Source organism: uncultured Streptomyces sp., assembly GCF_947488945.1.
Lineage (GTDB): Bacteria > Actinomycetota > Actinomycetes > Streptomycetales > Streptomycetaceae > Streptomyces.
Window position 1 is genome coordinate 208,098 of sequence record NZ_CANLBS010000011.1, and the last position, 13,502, is coordinate 221,599.

A 13,502-nucleotide genomic window follows, 5' to 3' on the forward strand; every position below is an offset into this window, starting at 1 on the left:
CTGCGGGCCCGCAGTGTGCGCAGCCCCACACGGGACGGCTGCGGGCCGGACACCTCAGGTGTCCGGCCCGGAGATCGTGCGGGTCAGGGGCGTCAGGCGACGATCAGGTAGATGCCGTACGCGACCGCGGCCGCGCACAGCGCGAAGCAGGCGTACGCCCCTGTCCTGGTGAGCGCCGAGGAGCCGCCGGCGGAGGTCGCCGACCCCTTGGACAGGCCCACGATGCCGAGGGTGAAGAGGCCGACCATCGCGACGGTGACCACGAGGCTGACGCCGAACACGGAGGCGAGTGCCGCCCAGTCGATGTGCATGCGGGTGTCCTTAGACCGTGGCCGGACGCGCCGGGTCGGCGGTCGTGGTGGCGGGGGCGGGAATGGTGGTCTGGAGGTCGGCCGTGGTGAGGCCGGTGGCCGCGGAGCCGGTGGGCGGCGGGGTCACGGCGGCCATGGCGGTGGTGACGACGCCCGCGGGCTCGGCCGAACCGTCGTTGACGTCGATGCTGTGGTGGTCGACCGGCTTGCGGCGCGACAGCAGCCAGATGGCGGCGGAGCCCGCGACCAGCAGGACGGCGGTGACGGAGACGCCCCAGGGGCCCTGCTTGGTGAGGAACTCGGCGCCCGCGCCGACCAGCCCGGCCGCCGGGAGGGTCAGACCCCAGGCCACGAACATCCGGGTGGCGGTGGACCAGCGGACCACGCCGCCGGCCCGCCCGAGGCCCGCGCCCATGACCGCGCCGGAGCACGACTGGGTGGTGGAGAGGGAGAAGCCGAGGTGCGAGGAGGCCAGGATGACCGTCGCCGCGCTGGTCTGGGCGGCGAAGCCCTGCGCCGGGCGGAGGTCGGTCAGGCCGGTGCCCATGGTCTTGATGATGCGCCAGCCGCCGAGGTAGGTGCCGAGGGCGATGGCGACGCCCGCCGAGCAGATGACCCAGAGCGGCGGGTTGGAGCCGGGGGCGAGGACGCCGCCGGTGACCAGGGCCAGCGTGATGATGCCCATCGTCTTCTGCGCGTCGTTGGTGCCGTGGGCCAGCGAGACGAGTCCGGCGGAGGCGATCTGTCCGGCGCGGTAGCCCTTGGCGGTCGACTTCAGCTGGTTCTCGTCGGTGACGTTCCGGTTGATCCGGTACGTCAGCCGGGTGGCGAGGTACGCCGCGAGGCCGGCCACGATCGGGGCGGCGAGCGCGGGCAGCAGGACCTTGGTGACGACGGTGCCGCCGTTGATGGAGGACCAGCCCGCGGACATGACCGCGGCGCCGATGAGTCCGCCGAACAGGGCGTGGGAGGAACTGGACGGGAGGCCGACCAGCCAGGTCAGCAGGTTCCACAGGATGGCGCCGACGAGCGCCGCGAAGATCACCTCGGTTTTGAGGCCGTCCTCGTTGACGATCCCGCCGGAGATCGTCTTGGCGACCTCCACCGACAGGAACGCGCCGATCAGGTTGAGGACGGCGGACATGGCCACCGCCGTCTTTGGCTTCAGGGCGCCGGTCGAGATGGTGGTCGCCATCGCGTTGGCGGTGTCGTGGAATCCGTTCGTGAAATCGAACACTAGAGCCGTCACGATCACGATCGCGAGCAGCAGCGTGATGTGTTCCATTTACCCAGGCAATCGTTCGACGTCATTGGCACGTGGAACGTAGGCAACCTGAGTGAACGGAAGATGAACTCGGCAGGGCGTTGCGGTGCCGTCAATCAGGGCAAGTCGCTTCCGCTTGTGTGTGCCCCGTACGGCCGTTCGAGGCCGAGGCGTTGGGGGGACTGCCTTTACCGCCCTTTGGCGCACATACGGGGTGATCGTCCGGAGCGTCCCGGGCCCTCGGAAGAGATTCCAGTCACGTTCGGCGCGCCTCGGCTGCCAAGACATTCACAGCGGCGGACCAGGTTCCGCTTCCCGTCACGGCCCCCGACCGCCCCTACGATCGCCCCATGAGCGACGAAGGGCGGCACCCCGAGGACCCGGCGGCCATCGGACGGGCCTGGCGCGACCTCGTCGCCACCGCCCGCAGGACGGCCGCCGAAGGGCTCGTCGTCGGCACCTCGGGCAACGTCTCCGCCCGGATCGGCGACACCGTCCTGGTCACCCCGAGCGGGGTGCCCTACGACCGGCTCGGCCCCGACGACGCCGTCGGCGTGGACCTCGACGGCCGCCAGGTCCTCGGCTCCCTCGCCCCGACCAGCGAGGTCCCCCTCCACCTGGCCGTCTACCGCACCACCGACGCCGCCGCCGTCGTCCACACCCACGCCGTGCACGCCACCGCGGTCTCCACGCTCGTCTCCGAGGTCCCGGCCGTCCACTACGCCACCGCGCTCCTCGGCGGCCCGGTCCGCACCGCCGCCTACGCCCGCTACGGCACCCCGGAACTGGCCGCGCACATGCTCGAAGCCCTCCGCGACCGCACCGGCTGCCTGCTCCGCAACCACGGCACCGTCACCTACGGCGCGGGCCTGGACGAGGCGTACGAGCGCACCGCCCAGCTGGAATGGCTCTGCCGCGTCTGGCTCGCCGCCGCGTCCGTCCCCGGCCGCACCCCCACCCTGCTCACCCCGGACGAGCTCGCCGACGTCACCGACGCCCTGAAGGGGTACGGACAGCGCCCCTGACCTATGACCGCGCGCCGCCCCGTACGGCCCCGCCCACTGGCATCGGGCACGTACCCCCAGGACACTGGAGCGGTGCGCCTGGCTACAGCGACGGCAGCGGCCGTATCCACGATCATCGGCGTCGGCGCGGCGGCGGTCGCCGCCGGCCGGTACGCCGGCGACACCGCCCTCACGGTCCCGGCGGGCCGCCCCCTGCCGGCCGACCGCAGACTCACCGTCCACGCGACCGCGGCCGGGGAGGTGACCCTGACCCGCTCCTTCTCCGCGCTCCGGCCCGGCACCTGGGGCCTCGACGGCCCGGACGTGCACGCCGTCGTCGGACCGGTGATCGAGCAGGCGTCGTCCCCCGACACCGTCGTCCGCCGGCTGGAGCGCGTCACCGTCGGCGCCCTGGAGCCCGGCGACAAGGTCCGGCTGACCCCGGAACTGCACCGCGGCGACCCGGGCACCGCCCTCGGCCTGCACCACATCGAGGTCGAGATCCCCGGAGAACTCGGCGCCCTCCCCGCCTGGTACGTGCCCGCCGCGCGCGACACCTGGGTGATCGCCGTGCACGGCCTCGGCACCACCCGCGCGCACCCGCTGAACGTGATGGAGTTCCTGCACGCGCAGCAACTCCCCGTCCTCGACCTCGCCTACCGGGGCGACGCCGGCGCCCCGCGCCCGCCCGAAGGGCTCGGCCACCTCGGCGCCTCCGAGTGGCGCGACCTCGACGCGGCCCTCCGCTACGCCGTGCGTCACGGCGCCGAGAACGTGATCGTGTTCGGCTGGTCCACCGGTGGCGCGATGGCCCTGCACGCCTGCGTCAACTCCGCGCTCCGCGACCGCGTCCGGGGCCTGGTGCTGGACTCGCCGGTGATGGACTGGAAGGTCACCCTCCGCGCGCTCGCCGCCGCCCGAGGCGTCCCCGGCGCCGTGCTCCCGCTCGCCGTGCGCGCCGCACAGGGCCAGACCGGGCTCCGGGGCGCCCCCCTGCTGGACACCTCGCTGCCGATGTCGCTGCACGTGCCGACCCTGATCCACCACGGGCCCGGCGACACCCTCGCCCCGTGGGGCCCGTCCCGCGAGCTCGCGGTGCGCCGCCCCGACCTGGTCACCCTGCACGAGGTCCCCGACGCCCCGCACGGCGCCATGTACAACGCGGACCCGGCCGCCTACGAGGAGACCCTGCGCCGCTTCCTCACGCCCCTCCTGTGACAGCGCCGGGTGATCACCGCGCCCGGCTTCCGCTTGTGCGCATCGAGACGGGACCCGAGGTCGCCTCCGCCGCCCCCGATGCGCGGGCTTGGGCGGTATCCGCCCGGTTGATGACGTCGCCGCCGAGGCTCCGAAAGGGCCCTCGGCGGCTTCCGTTTGGGCTTTCGGCCCGTCAGGGGCAAGACTGCTCCCCGTGACGTCCCGTACCCCGCGCGACTCCAGGCTGCGACTTGTCCGCCCACGCCCCCTCGCCACCGCGCGCAAGGCTGTGACCGCCCGCCGCACCCGGCCGGCCCCGCGCCCGCCCGAGGGCACTCCGCCACGGACGGAACTGGCCCGCCAGGCCAGGACGGTGCTCGCCGACGCCGTGCGGATCGCCCGCTGGGCCGCCGACGGCACCCAGCCGGGCTCGGCCGCCCTCGCCGCACAGGTGCTGGAGCGGGCCTCCGAGACGCTCGCCCTGCCGCCGGGGCAGATCCTGGCCGGCTGGGACCGGGCCAGGCTCGCCGGCCTCGTGGAGCTGCACGGCGACACCGTGCGCCCCGGCTGGCGGCTCCGCGCCTGGGACCGCGACGACTCCGCGGTGCTGCGCGGCTGGGTCGCCCTCTTCGACGCCTGGTCGCTGGTGCACGTCGCCCCCGAGGGCGTCGAGCCCACCGCCGTCGCCGAGGCGATCGAGGCCGTGCCGCAGGTCCTGTCCCTGCTCCAGCTCTCGGCCGGACCGGTCGCCGTGCCCGTCCTGCTGGACCTGCTCGCCCAGCGCGTCGCCGAACTCCACGAGGAGCGCTGCGAGGTGCCGTACGCCGACGGGGAACGGCCCGGCGCGGGCCGCCCCGACGACGCGGCCGCCCCCGGACGGCCCGAGGACCTGAACGCGCTGCTGCTCGACTGGGCCCTGGAAGGCCTCGCCGCCGTCGGCGCGCTCACCCTGGAGCCCGGCCACGCCACGCTCACCCCGCTCGGCAACTGGGCGGTCTGGGTCAAGCTGGAACAGATCTGCGTCGCCGCCCAGAGCCCCGCGGGCAACATCGAGCAGTCCGCCGCCGACATGCTCCTGGGCTGCGCCCGCCTCACGCCGGGACCGGCCCGTGACGAATACCGCGCCTGGATCGCCGCCCGCACCGTCGGCAGCGCCGTCACCGAACTGCTCACCGTCGCCCGCGGCGAGGACGCCCTGCTGCGCGGGCTGGCCTTCGAGGCGCTCCGCGTGGTCGGCGCCCCCGCCGAGCCCGAGGTCCGCGCCCAGCTCCAGCACCCCTCGCTGCGCCCGTACGCCCTGCTCTGGCTCGCCGAGTACGACGGCATGGACCCCGACGACGCACAGGAGATCCTCAGCCGCGCCGAGGCCACCTGGCTCTGGGTGGACACCGCCGCCGCGGTCGCGGACCACGGCGAGACCGGACTCCTGGTGCGGCACCTGGACTCGGCGGTGCAGGGCACGGTGCCGGCGCTGCTGGACGAGGTGCGCGCCGTCGGACATCCCCGGACCGTCCAGGTCCTGGTGGCGCTCGCCGCGGCCCACCCGGACCCGGCGCTCGCCAAGGCCATGCGCCGCGCCGCCTTCCAGGTCCACACCGGCGACCCGTCCGCCTGAAAGGGCTGTCCCGCACCGAAGCCGCCGGGCGGCCCCCGCCGCCCGGCTCAGCCCCCCGACCCCGGGGCGTACGTCCCGAAGCTCCAGACGTTGCCCTCGGCGTCCCGCGCCATGTAGTCGCGCGAGCCGTAGTCCTGGTCGGTGGGCGGCATCAGGATCTCCACGCCGTGGGCCACCGCCCGCGCGTGGTGCTCGTCCACCTCGTCCACCACGACGTACACCCCGGCCGGGCCGGAGCCCGCCATCGCCTCGGCGAAGACGCCCGCGCGCCCGCGCGAGCCGAGCATCACCCTGCCGTTGCCCCGGGACAGCTCCGCGTGCAGCACGGTGCCGTCCTCGCCCCGGTAGACCGCCTCCTCGGTGAAGCCGAGCCCTTCCGTCAGGGTCCTGATCGCCGCCTGCGCGTCGTCGTAGAGGACCGTCGGAAAGACCGTGGGCACCCCGCCCGCCGTCTCCGTCATCGCGCTCACCCTCTCGTGCCGCCCCGCGGCACTCGTGCGGGGCGGGCCGTCGGGGCCCGCACCTCACGGGCCACTGTGATCCGTGTCTCAGTCTGGCACCCCCCAGCGACAACGCCGCCCCGACCGCCCTCGGAGGGCGGTCGGGGCGGCGTTACGGGCCGGGAGGGGCCGGTCAGGCGAAGGTGTTGCACCTGGCCATGTCGCCGGTGCGGTAGCCGGTGGAGAACCACTGCTGGCGCTGCGCCGCCGAGCCGTGGGTCCAGGACTCCGGCGTCACCCGGCCCTGGAACTCCTCCTGGATGCGGTCGTCGCCCACCGCCGCCGCGGCGTTCAGCCCGTCGTCGATGTCCGCCTGCGTCAGCTCGGTGATCAGCGGCCGGCCCGTCTCGTCGTCCGGCGTGGTCGTCGCGTGGTTCGCCCAGACCCCCGCGTAGCAGTCGGCCTGGAGCTCGACCTTGACCGCGTTGCTGTCGGCGCCCTGCCGCCCGTCCTGCGACTTGCTGAGGGTGCCCATCTGGTTCTGCACGTGGTGTCCGTACTCGTGCGCCACCACGTACGCCTCCGCGAACGGGCCGCCGGTCGCTCCGTAGGTGGTGCGCAGTTCGTCGAAGAAGCCCAGGTCCAGATAGACCTTCCGGTCGCCCGGACAGTAGAACGGCCCTACCGCGGAGGTGGCCGATCCGCACGCGGTGCCGATCCGGTCGCTGAAGAGCACGGTGGGGGCCTCGGCATAGGCGCCGGCGCGGCGGTTGAACTCCTGGTCCCAGAAGTCCTGGACGCTGTTGACCACCGCCACCGTCCGGCAGTCGTCCTTGGTGTTCGCGTCCGCGCCGGTCCGGCACTCCTGTTGGACCTCGGCGGCCGAGGACGCGGCCGCCGAGGGGCCGGAGCCGTCCGAGGAGAGCCCGAGCTGATCGGGGCCCACCCCGAAGAACAGGCCCAGGAGCAGGGCGATGATCCCGGCGACGCCGCCGCCCACCGTCGCCCGTCCGCCCGGGATCCGGCTGCCACGCACGTCCTGCACGTCGGACGTGTCCAGCCCGGCGTCGTCGTCGAACTGCATGGGGACCACCTTCCGATCCGGGGACGGTGGCACCGCCCTCCGCCGAGTATCGAACGCCGTGTACCCGGAGGCACGCGGACCACCCGGTGCGCGCCGCCAGTAGAATGGGCCGTATGGCTTTCCTCCTTGTGCATTAGCGGCGTCGAGAGACCCCTCCGCCCCTCGTCCCTCCGCCGTCCTACCGCCCTGGAGTTTTCGCGTGATCACCGCAACCGGCATCGAACTGCGTGCCGGCGCCCGCATCCTCATCGAGTCCGCCTCGTTCCGCATCGCCAAGGGCGACCGCATCGGCCTGGTCGGCCGCAACGGCGCCGGCAAGACCACCCTCACCAAGTGCCTCGCGGGCGAGGGCACCCCCGCCGCGGGCACCATCACCTCCTCCGGCGAGGTCGGCTACCTCCCGCAGGACCCGCGCACCGGCGACCTGGACGTCCTGGCCCGGGACCGCATCCTCTCCGCCCGCGGTCTCGACGAGATCCTGCGCAAGATGCACGAGAACGAGGAGCGGATGGCGAACGGCAAGGGCGCCACCCGCGACAAGGCGATGAAGAAGTACGAGCGCCTGGAGACGGAGTTCCTCACCAAGGGCGGATACGCCGCCGAGGCCGAGGCCGCCACCATCGCCGCCGCGCTGAACCTCCCCGACCGGGTGCTCGGCCAGCCGCTGCACACCCTCTCCGGCGGTCAGCGCCGCCGTGTCGAGCTCGCCCGCATCCTCTTCTCGGACGCCGACACCCTGCTCCTGGACGAGCCCACCAACCACCTCGACGCGGACTCGATCGTCTGGCTGCGCGACTACCTCAAGAGCTACCGCGGCGGCTTCATCGTGATCTCCCACGACGTCGACCTCGTGGAGACCGTGGTCAACAAGGTCTTCTACCTGGACGCCAACCGCTCGCAGATCGACGTCTACAACATGGGCTGGAAGCTCTACCAGCAGCAGCGCGAGGCCGACGAGAAGCGCCGCAAGCGCGAGCGCCAGAACGCCGAGAAGAAGGCCGCCGCCCTCAACTCGCAGGCCGACAAGATGCGGGCCAAGGCCACCAAGACCGTCGCCGCGCAGAACATGGCCAAGCGCGCCGACCGGCTGCTCTCCGGCCTGGAGGCCGTGCGCGTCTCCGACAAGGTCGCCAAGCTGCGCTTCCCCGAGCCCGCCCCGTGCGGCAAGACCCCGCTGATGGCCGAAGGGCTCTCCAAGTCCTACGGCTCCCTGGAGATCTTCACCGACGTCGACCTGGCCATCGACAAGGGCTCCCGCGTCGTCATTCTCGGCCTCAACGGCGCCGGTAAGACCACGCTGCTGCGGCTGCTCGGCGGCACCGAGAAGCCGGACACCGGCGAGGTCATCGAGGGCCACGGCCTGAAGCTCGGCTACTACGCGCAGGAGCACGAGACCCTGGACCCCGAGCGGACCGTGCTGGAGAACATGCGCTCCGCCGCCCCGGACCTGGACCTGGTCGAGGTCCGCAAGACGCTGGGCTCGTTCCTTTTCTCCGGCGACGACGTCGACAAGCCCGCCGGGGTGCTCTCCGGCGGTGAGAAGACCCGGCTGGCGCTCGCCACCCTGGTCGTCTCCTCCGCCAACGTCCTGCTGCTCGACGAGCCCACCAACAACCTCGACCCCGCGAGCCGCGAGGAGATCCTCGGCGCGCTGCGCACGTACAAGGGCGCCGTCGTCCTCGTCACCCACGACGAGGGCGCGGTCGAGGCGCTCCAGCCGGAGCGGATCATCCTGCTCCCGGACGGCGTCGAGGACCTCTGGGGCGCCGACTACCGCGACCTCGTCGCCCTGGCCTGACCCGCCCCCGGGGCGGCGCGCGGTCGCTCCGGCACCGGTCTCCTGCGGAGTGATCCACCCCTGATGGATCATTCGGCCTAGGGGAGATCCCCCATCTGCGTGAGGACGTCTCGTACTCCGGCGCGGCACCCGGCAGATCTCTGCCGGGTGCACTCATTTCCGGCCATCCCGGTCGCACCACCCCTGACCTGGCGCTTCCCCGCCGAGCCCACCGTCGGCATCTTCGGAGAAAAGTCGGAGTGCTTCCTTCCGCTCTCGGAACGCCCTTCCCCGGCGGGGAATCCGGTTGTACGTACCTTGCCGAATGGGTGGCCAGGACGGCTGGGAGGGGTGATCATGAGAAACCAGAGCGCACTTCCTTGAGGAGGCACGGGTGGCCGAGACTCTGAAGAAGGGCAGCCGGGTTACCGGCGTCGCGCGCGACAAGCTCGCGGCAGACCTGAAGAAGAAGTACGACTCCGGTGCGAGCATCCGGGCGCTGGCCGAGGAAACGGGCCGCTCCTACGGATTCGTCCACCGGATGCTCAGCGAGTCCGGCGTGACCCTCCGGGGTCGTGGCGGGGCCACGCGGGGCAAGAAGGCCGCGTCGGCCTGACGGTCGCGCGCGGCACCTGTTCGACATGAGCGGGGCACGCGCCGCCGATGAGAGGTGGCCACCCGGTCGGCCGTTCGGCCGTCCAGGTGGTTACTGTTCAGTCACTTAGCTCGAGATCCATCGAGACGTGCTGACAGCACCCCACTTCGGAGGCGTTCCATGACCTCGCTCGCACCGCTGCTTGACAAGGACGGCGTACGACTCACCGTCGAGGACGCCGTCGCCACGGTGACCCTGACCAATCCGGCCAAGCGCAACGCTCAGTCTCCCGCTCTGTGGCGGGCGTTGACGGAGGCCGGACGGGTCGTGCCGGGCGACGTGCGGGTCGTGGTGCTCCGCGGTGAGGGCAAGTCCTTCTCCGCGGGCCTCGACCGCCAGGCGTTCGCGCCCGAGGGCTTCGACGGCGAGCCGTCGTTCCTCGACATGGCGCGCGGCCCCGAGGCCGAACTCGACGCGACCATCGCCGCGTACCAGGAGGCGTTCACCTGGTGGCGCCGCAACGACATCGTGTCGGTCGCGGCGGTCCAGGGCCACGCCATCGGCGCCGGCTTCCAGCTCGCCCTCGCCTGCGACCTGCGGATCGTCGCCGAGGACGTGCAGTTCGCCATGCGCGAGACCAGTCTCGGTCTCGTCCCCGACCTCACGGGCACCCATCCTCTGGTCCACCTCCTGGGGTACGCGCGCGCGCTCGAAATCTGCGCCACCGGCCGCTTCGTCCACGCGCCCGAGGCCGAGCGCACCGGCCTCGCCAACCTCGTGGTCCCGGCCGACCAGCTCGACGCCGCCGCCCTCGACCTGGCCGCCGCGCTGCTCGCCGCGCCCCGCGACGCCGTCGTCGAGACCAAGGCCCTGCTGGCCGGCGCCGTCTCCCGCGGATACGAGGAGCAGCGCACCGCCGAACGCGCCGCCCAGGGCCGCCGTCTGCGCGACCTGGCCGGTCTCACCGACTGACCGGCTCAGGGGCGGGGGGCCGGCGCTTCCCGCGCGGGCTCCCCGCCGCCGGCCTCCACCACGGCCGTGACCAGGACGGAGACCGGAGTCCGGTCGTCCACCGTCCCGCTCACCGCGGAACGGACCGCGCGGGCCACGTCGAGCGCCCGGTGGCCGCCCTCGGTGGCGACCTCGACCCGCACGTGGTCCGCCGCCTCGTGCACCGGCCGGCCCAGCACCCCGGTCAGGTGGGCCACGCCGGGGACCGCCTCGGCGGCGGCCCCCACCGGGCCGGTGGCCCTCGCCGCCCGCACCGCGGGGGCCGGGGCGCTCGCGCGCGACGAGGGCGGGGAGTCCAGCAGGTCCGTGACCCGCAGGTCGACCTCGGACACCTCCAGGCCCAGCCGCCGCGCCGCCGCGTCCAGCAGCGACCGGCGCAGCAGTGCCGCGGCCGCCGGCAGCGGGCGTTCGGCGCTCGCCGAGAAGCCCGCCTCGATCCGCAGCGGCCCGGCCGGCACCGCGCTCGGCGGGGCCGGTGGCACCGGTCCGGTGGGCGTCCGGGCCGCCCCGTGCCCCTCCTCGGGTTCCGCCGCTCCGATCCGCAGCGTCCCCAGTACGGTGCCGGGCGTGTGCGCGGCGTCGCGCAGCACCGAGGCCGCGGCCCCCTCCGCGATCCATGTGCCGTCCGCCGGCGCCCCCAGAGGGAGCAACCGGCCGAGTCCCAGCCGCTCGCGTACCGCCGCGGCCCATCCGTCGGCCCTCTGCGGGCTGTCAGCCGTCGTCATGACCGCTACCCTGCCGTACCCGTGGCGCGAAACGGGACAAGCGCACCTAATGTGGGCAAGAAGTACACACCTGTCCCACGGAGGGAAGAGCGGTCATGAGTGAGACCACGCAGCGCACCGAAGGCTCTCAGGGCGGCGGTCTGGGCAAGCGCGCGGGCGGGGGAGACCCCGCTTCCCGGGGCCGTACCACCATCGCCGACGGCGTCGTCGAGAAGATCTCCGGCATGGCGGCCCGCGACGTCTCCGGCGTGCACGCCATGGGCAGCGGCATGTCCCGCACGTTCGGCGCGGTGCGCGACCGGGTCCCCGGCGGCGGCAAGTCCGTCACCCGCGGCGTCAAGGCGGAGGTCGGCGAGTCGCAGGCAGCCCTCGACCTGGAGATCGTCGTCGAGTACGGGGTGTCCATCACCGACGTCGCCCGCGACGTGCGCGAGAACGTGGTGGCCGCCGTCGAACGGATGACCGGACTCGAAGTGGTCGAGGTCAACATCGCCGTCAGCGACGTCCACCTGCCCGACGAAGAGGACGACGACGAGGACGGCTCGCAGTCCCGCGTCCAGTGATCCCGCGCCGCACGGCAGTTGAGGAGTCAGCATGAGCATGGCTGTGGTCGGCCTGGTGGCCGGCATGGCGCTCGGATTCGCCGGGTACTTCGGCGGCTTCGGAGCTTTCCTCCTGGTCGCCGCCCTGGGTGCGGTCGGCTTCGTCGTCGGGCGCTTCCTCGACGGTGACCTGGAGCCCGGCGACTTCTTCCGGAGTCGCGACGAGCGCGGCTTCCGGCGGCGGTGAACGCCGTGACCGGCCGGGTCGCCGCGGCGGAACGCGGCGAGACACGGATCGCCGACCGGGTGGTGGCCAAGATCGCCGCCCAGGCGGCGCGGGAGGCGGTCGAGGAACCCGCGCGGAACGCCGCGCCCCCGAGCGCGACCGTCACCGTGCACCGGGACGCGGCCCGCGTGCGGGTCACCCTGGAACTCGGCTACCCCTGCGACATCGGGCGGAGTTGCGGCGCGGTGCGCAGCCGCGTCGCCGACCGGGTACGAGCATGGGCGGGCATGGACGTGCCCGAGGTCGCGGTGCGGGTCGAGAAGCTGCACCCCGCCGCGCCGGGCTCCGCCGGACAGGGAAGGACCAGATGACCGAGCCCGCGCACGGAGAGAACACCGGACCGCACGCCGGACCCGCCGCCGGAGCGGACGGCGTCCACGGCTCCACCCGGCGGCTCCCGGCGGTTGCACACGACGACGCCGGCGCCCCGTCGGCCGATCCGGCCGCCGGATCTTCCGACGGCCCGGAGGCCGCGCCCGGTGACACCGCCGGTGACACGGAGCAGCCCGCCCGGCCCGGCGGCCGGGCGGGCCGCTTCTGGTCCACCCGCCGTATCCCCGCCGCCCTGCTCGCCCTCGTCGGCCTGGGCGCCTGCGGCCTGCTGCTCTACGACATCGCGGCCGTGCGGGCCGGCCACCGGGCCATGTCCTGGCGCCGCTCGGTCGCCGACGACCTCGCCGAGCGGCGGCTGGACGACGTCTGGATGCTGGCGGGCGCCTCACTGGCCGTGCTCATCGGCCTCTGGCTGCTTCTGCTCGCCCTCACCCCCGGACTGCGCGACCTGCTGCCGATGCGCCGTCAGCACCGTGACGTCCGGGCCGGTCTCGACCGCGACGCCGCGGCGCTCGCGCTGCGCGACCGGGCCGTCGAGGTGCCCGGCGTGCAGTCGGTCCGGGTCCGCCTCAAGCGCCGCAAGGTGGCGGTGCGGGCGGTCTCGCACTTCCGCGAACTCGACGACGTACGGTCCGATCTGGACGCGTCGGTCGGCACGGGCATCGAGGAACTGGGCCTGGCGAAACCGCCGGGCCTCTCGGTGCACGTCCGCCGATCGACGGCGAAGGGGTGAACCAGGTGCTCAGGACAGTCAACCGCTTGCTGCTCGGCCTCGTCGGGCTGGTGCTGGCCGTGGTCGGGGGCGCGGTGCTGGCCGCCGGATTCGGCGCCGCGGTGCCCTCCTGGTGGCCGTGGTACGGCCCCCGGGACGTGCTGCTCAGCGACGCCGACCGCAACCGGTGGCGCGACGAGGGCTGGTGGTGGCCGGTGGTCATCGCCGCCCTGGCGGTCCTCGTGGTCGTGGCCCTGTGGTGGCTGTTCACGCAGCTGCGCCGCAGGCGCCTCTCCGAGGTGCTGGTCGACAGCGGCGACGGCGAGGGCGCCGTGCTGCGCGGCCGGGCCGTCGAGGACGCGCTCACCGAGGAGGCCGGCCGGATCGACGGCGTGGACCGGGCCCAGGCGGTGCTGACCGGCCGCCGGGAGGCGCCGCGGGTCCGGGCCCGGATGATGCTGGAGCCGCACGCCGCCCCGGGGTCCGCCCTGCGCGGCTTCGCCGACGAGGCGCTGGCGCACGCGAGGAACTCCGCGGGGCTCGACGCGCTGCCCGCCGAGGTCCGGCTGAAAGCCGTCAAGCACCGCGCGGAACGGGTCAGCTGAC

The 13,502-nt window shown here is 73.7% G+C and carries 16 protein-coding genes; 11 read left to right on the forward strand and 5 right to left on the reverse strand.

From position 1 onward, the window contains the following. Positions 1 to 92 precede the first annotated feature (92 nt). Both Q0994_RS19625 and Q0994_RS19630 read right to left on the reverse strand, forming a co-directional pair. Positions 93 to 311: a hypothetical protein gene (locus Q0994_RS19625; RefSeq protein ID WP_299536625.1), complete on the reverse strand. Its 219-nt coding sequence runs from the start codon at positions 309 to 311 to the stop codon at positions 93 to 95. A gap of 10 nt (positions 312 to 321) precedes the next feature. Further along, the gene (locus tag Q0994_RS19630; protein ID WP_299536627.1) at positions 322 to 1,596 is read right to left on the reverse strand and encodes an inorganic phosphate transporter; all 1,275 of its coding nucleotides are present in this window, start codon (positions 1,594 to 1,596) and stop codon (positions 322 to 324) included. A 329-nt stretch (positions 1,597 to 1,925) separates the two neighbouring features. Between Q0994_RS19630 and Q0994_RS19635 the strand changes: the two genes are divergently transcribed. From Q0994_RS19635 to Q0994_RS19645, 3 genes are all read left to right on the forward strand, one after another. Next, a complete protein-coding gene (locus Q0994_RS19635) occupies positions 1,926 to 2,600 on the forward strand; it encodes a class II aldolase/adducin family protein (RefSeq protein WP_299536629.1) in 675 nt (224 codons plus the stop codon). Positions 2,601 to 2,672: 72 nt separating this feature from the next. Continuing rightward, complete coding sequence (locus Q0994_RS19640) at positions 2,673 to 3,797, forward strand: alpha/beta hydrolase (protein WP_299536631.1); 1,125 nt, start codon at positions 2,673 to 2,675, stop codon at positions 3,795 to 3,797. Between the two features lie 268 nt (positions 3,798 to 4,065). Further along, positions 4,066 to 5,391, forward strand: coding sequence for a hypothetical protein (locus Q0994_RS19645; RefSeq protein WP_299536794.1), 1,326 nt, complete (start codon positions 4,066 to 4,068; stop codon positions 5,389 to 5,391). A 47-nt stretch (positions 5,392 to 5,438) separates the two neighbouring features. On the opposite strand, the gene Q0994_RS19650 is transcribed toward Q0994_RS19645, so the two are convergent. Together Q0994_RS19650 and Q0994_RS19655 are read right to left on the reverse strand one after the other, a co-directional pair. Continuing rightward, positions 5,439 to 5,852, reverse strand: coding sequence for a VOC family protein (locus Q0994_RS19650; protein WP_299536633.1), 414 nt, complete (start codon positions 5,850 to 5,852; stop codon positions 5,439 to 5,441). Positions 5,853 to 6,024: 172 nt separating this feature from the next. Beyond that, complete coding sequence (locus Q0994_RS19655) at positions 6,025 to 6,915, reverse strand: neutral zinc metallopeptidase (RefSeq protein ID WP_299536635.1); 891 nt, start codon at positions 6,913 to 6,915, stop codon at positions 6,025 to 6,027. A gap of 199 nt (positions 6,916 to 7,114) precedes the next feature. Here Q0994_RS19655 and Q0994_RS19660 point away from each other — a divergent pair, with 199 nt between their 5' ends. The 3 genes from Q0994_RS19660 (at position 7,115) to Q0994_RS19670 (ending at position 10,259) form a co-directional block, all read left to right on the forward strand. Next, positions 7,115 to 8,713 carry an ABC-F family ATP-binding cassette domain-containing protein gene (locus Q0994_RS19660; protein WP_299536637.1) on the forward strand — a complete coding sequence of 533 codons (1,599 nt, stop codon included), beginning with the start codon at positions 7,115 to 7,117 and terminating at the stop codon, positions 8,711 to 8,713. A 373-nt stretch (positions 8,714 to 9,086) separates the two neighbouring features. Then, positions 9,087 to 9,308: a helix-turn-helix domain-containing protein gene (locus Q0994_RS19665; protein ID WP_266702971.1), complete on the forward strand. Its 222-nt coding sequence runs from the start codon at positions 9,087 to 9,089 to the stop codon at positions 9,306 to 9,308. A 159-nt stretch (positions 9,309 to 9,467) separates the two neighbouring features. Further along, positions 9,468 to 10,259: an enoyl-CoA hydratase/isomerase family protein gene (locus Q0994_RS19670; RefSeq protein WP_299536646.1), complete on the forward strand. Its 792-nt coding sequence runs from the start codon at positions 9,468 to 9,470 to the stop codon at positions 10,257 to 10,259. Between the two features lie 5 nt (positions 10,260 to 10,264). Here the strand turns inward: Q0994_RS19670 and Q0994_RS19675 are convergent, their stop codons facing one another. After that, the gene (locus Q0994_RS19675) at positions 10,265 to 11,023 is read right to left on the reverse strand and encodes a hypothetical protein (protein WP_299536649.1); all 759 of its coding nucleotides are present in this window, start codon (positions 11,021 to 11,023) and stop codon (positions 10,265 to 10,267) included. 95 nt (positions 11,024 to 11,118) lie between these two features. Here Q0994_RS19675 and Q0994_RS19680 point away from each other — a divergent pair, with 95 nt between their 5' ends. From Q0994_RS19680 to amaP, 5 genes are read left to right on the forward strand one after another with little or no spacing between them, the layout of a single operon-like run. Continuing rightward, positions 11,119 to 11,586: an Asp23/Gls24 family envelope stress response protein gene (locus tag Q0994_RS19680; protein ID WP_299536652.1), complete on the forward strand. Its 468-nt coding sequence runs from the start codon at positions 11,119 to 11,121 to the stop codon at positions 11,584 to 11,586. A 31-nt stretch (positions 11,587 to 11,617) separates the two neighbouring features. Then, positions 11,618 to 11,812, forward strand: coding sequence for a hypothetical protein (locus tag Q0994_RS19685; protein WP_299536654.1), 195 nt, complete (start codon positions 11,618 to 11,620; stop codon positions 11,810 to 11,812). Then, on the forward strand, positions 11,809 to 12,162 hold the full coding sequence (locus Q0994_RS19690) for a hypothetical protein (RefSeq protein WP_299536656.1): 354 nt from the start codon (positions 11,809 to 11,811) through the stop codon (positions 12,160 to 12,162). The genes Q0994_RS19685 and Q0994_RS19690 overlap by 4 nt, the downstream gene beginning before the upstream one ends. Beyond that, on the forward strand, positions 12,159 to 12,917 hold the full coding sequence (locus tag Q0994_RS19695) for a DUF6286 domain-containing protein (RefSeq protein ID WP_299536658.1): 759 nt from the start codon (positions 12,159 to 12,161) through the stop codon (positions 12,915 to 12,917). The genes Q0994_RS19690 and Q0994_RS19695 overlap by 4 nt, the downstream gene beginning before the upstream one ends. Then, positions 12,914 to 13,501 (forward strand): alkaline shock response membrane anchor protein AmaP, encoded by a 588-nt coding sequence (gene amaP / locus Q0994_RS19700; RefSeq protein ID WP_299536661.1) that lies wholly within the window; start codon positions 12,914 to 12,916, stop codon positions 13,499 to 13,501. Before Q0994_RS19695 ends, amaP begins: the two co-directional genes overlap by 4 nt. Position 13,502 lies beyond the last annotated feature (1 nt).

Coding starts and splice junctions, on each gene's coding strand:
- Q0994_RS19655 (WP_299536635.1), bottom strand. CDS start 6,915: ATGCAGTTCGACGACGACGCCGGGCTGGACACGTCCGACGTGCAGGAC.
- Q0994_RS19685 (WP_299536654.1), top strand. CDS start 11,618: ATGAGCATGGCTGTGGTCGGCCTGGTGGCCGGCATGGCGCTCGGATTC.
- Q0994_RS19675 (WP_299536649.1), bottom strand. CDS start 11,023: ATGACGACGGCTGACAGCCCGCAGAGGGCCGACGGATGGGCCGCGGCG.
- Q0994_RS19625 (WP_299536625.1), bottom strand. CDS start 311: ATGCACATCGACTGGGCGGCACTCGCCTCCGTGTTCGGCGTCAGCCTC.
- Q0994_RS19635 (WP_299536629.1), top strand. CDS start 1,926: ATGAGCGACGAAGGGCGGCACCCCGAGGACCCGGCGGCCATCGGACGG.
- Q0994_RS19680 (WP_299536652.1), top strand. CDS start 11,119: ATGAGTGAGACCACGCAGCGCACCGAAGGCTCTCAGGGCGGCGGTCTG.
- Q0994_RS19670 (WP_299536646.1), top strand. CDS start 9,468: ATGACCTCGCTCGCACCGCTGCTTGACAAGGACGGCGTACGACTCACC.
- Q0994_RS19650 (WP_299536633.1), bottom strand. CDS start 5,852: ATGACGGAGACGGCGGGCGGGGTGCCCACGGTCTTTCCGACGGTCCTC.
- Q0994_RS19695 (WP_299536658.1), top strand. CDS start 12,159: ATGACCGAGCCCGCGCACGGAGAGAACACCGGACCGCACGCCGGACCC.
- Q0994_RS19630 (WP_299536627.1), bottom strand. CDS start 1,596: ATGGAACACATCACGCTGCTGCTCGCGATCGTGATCGTGACGGCTCTA.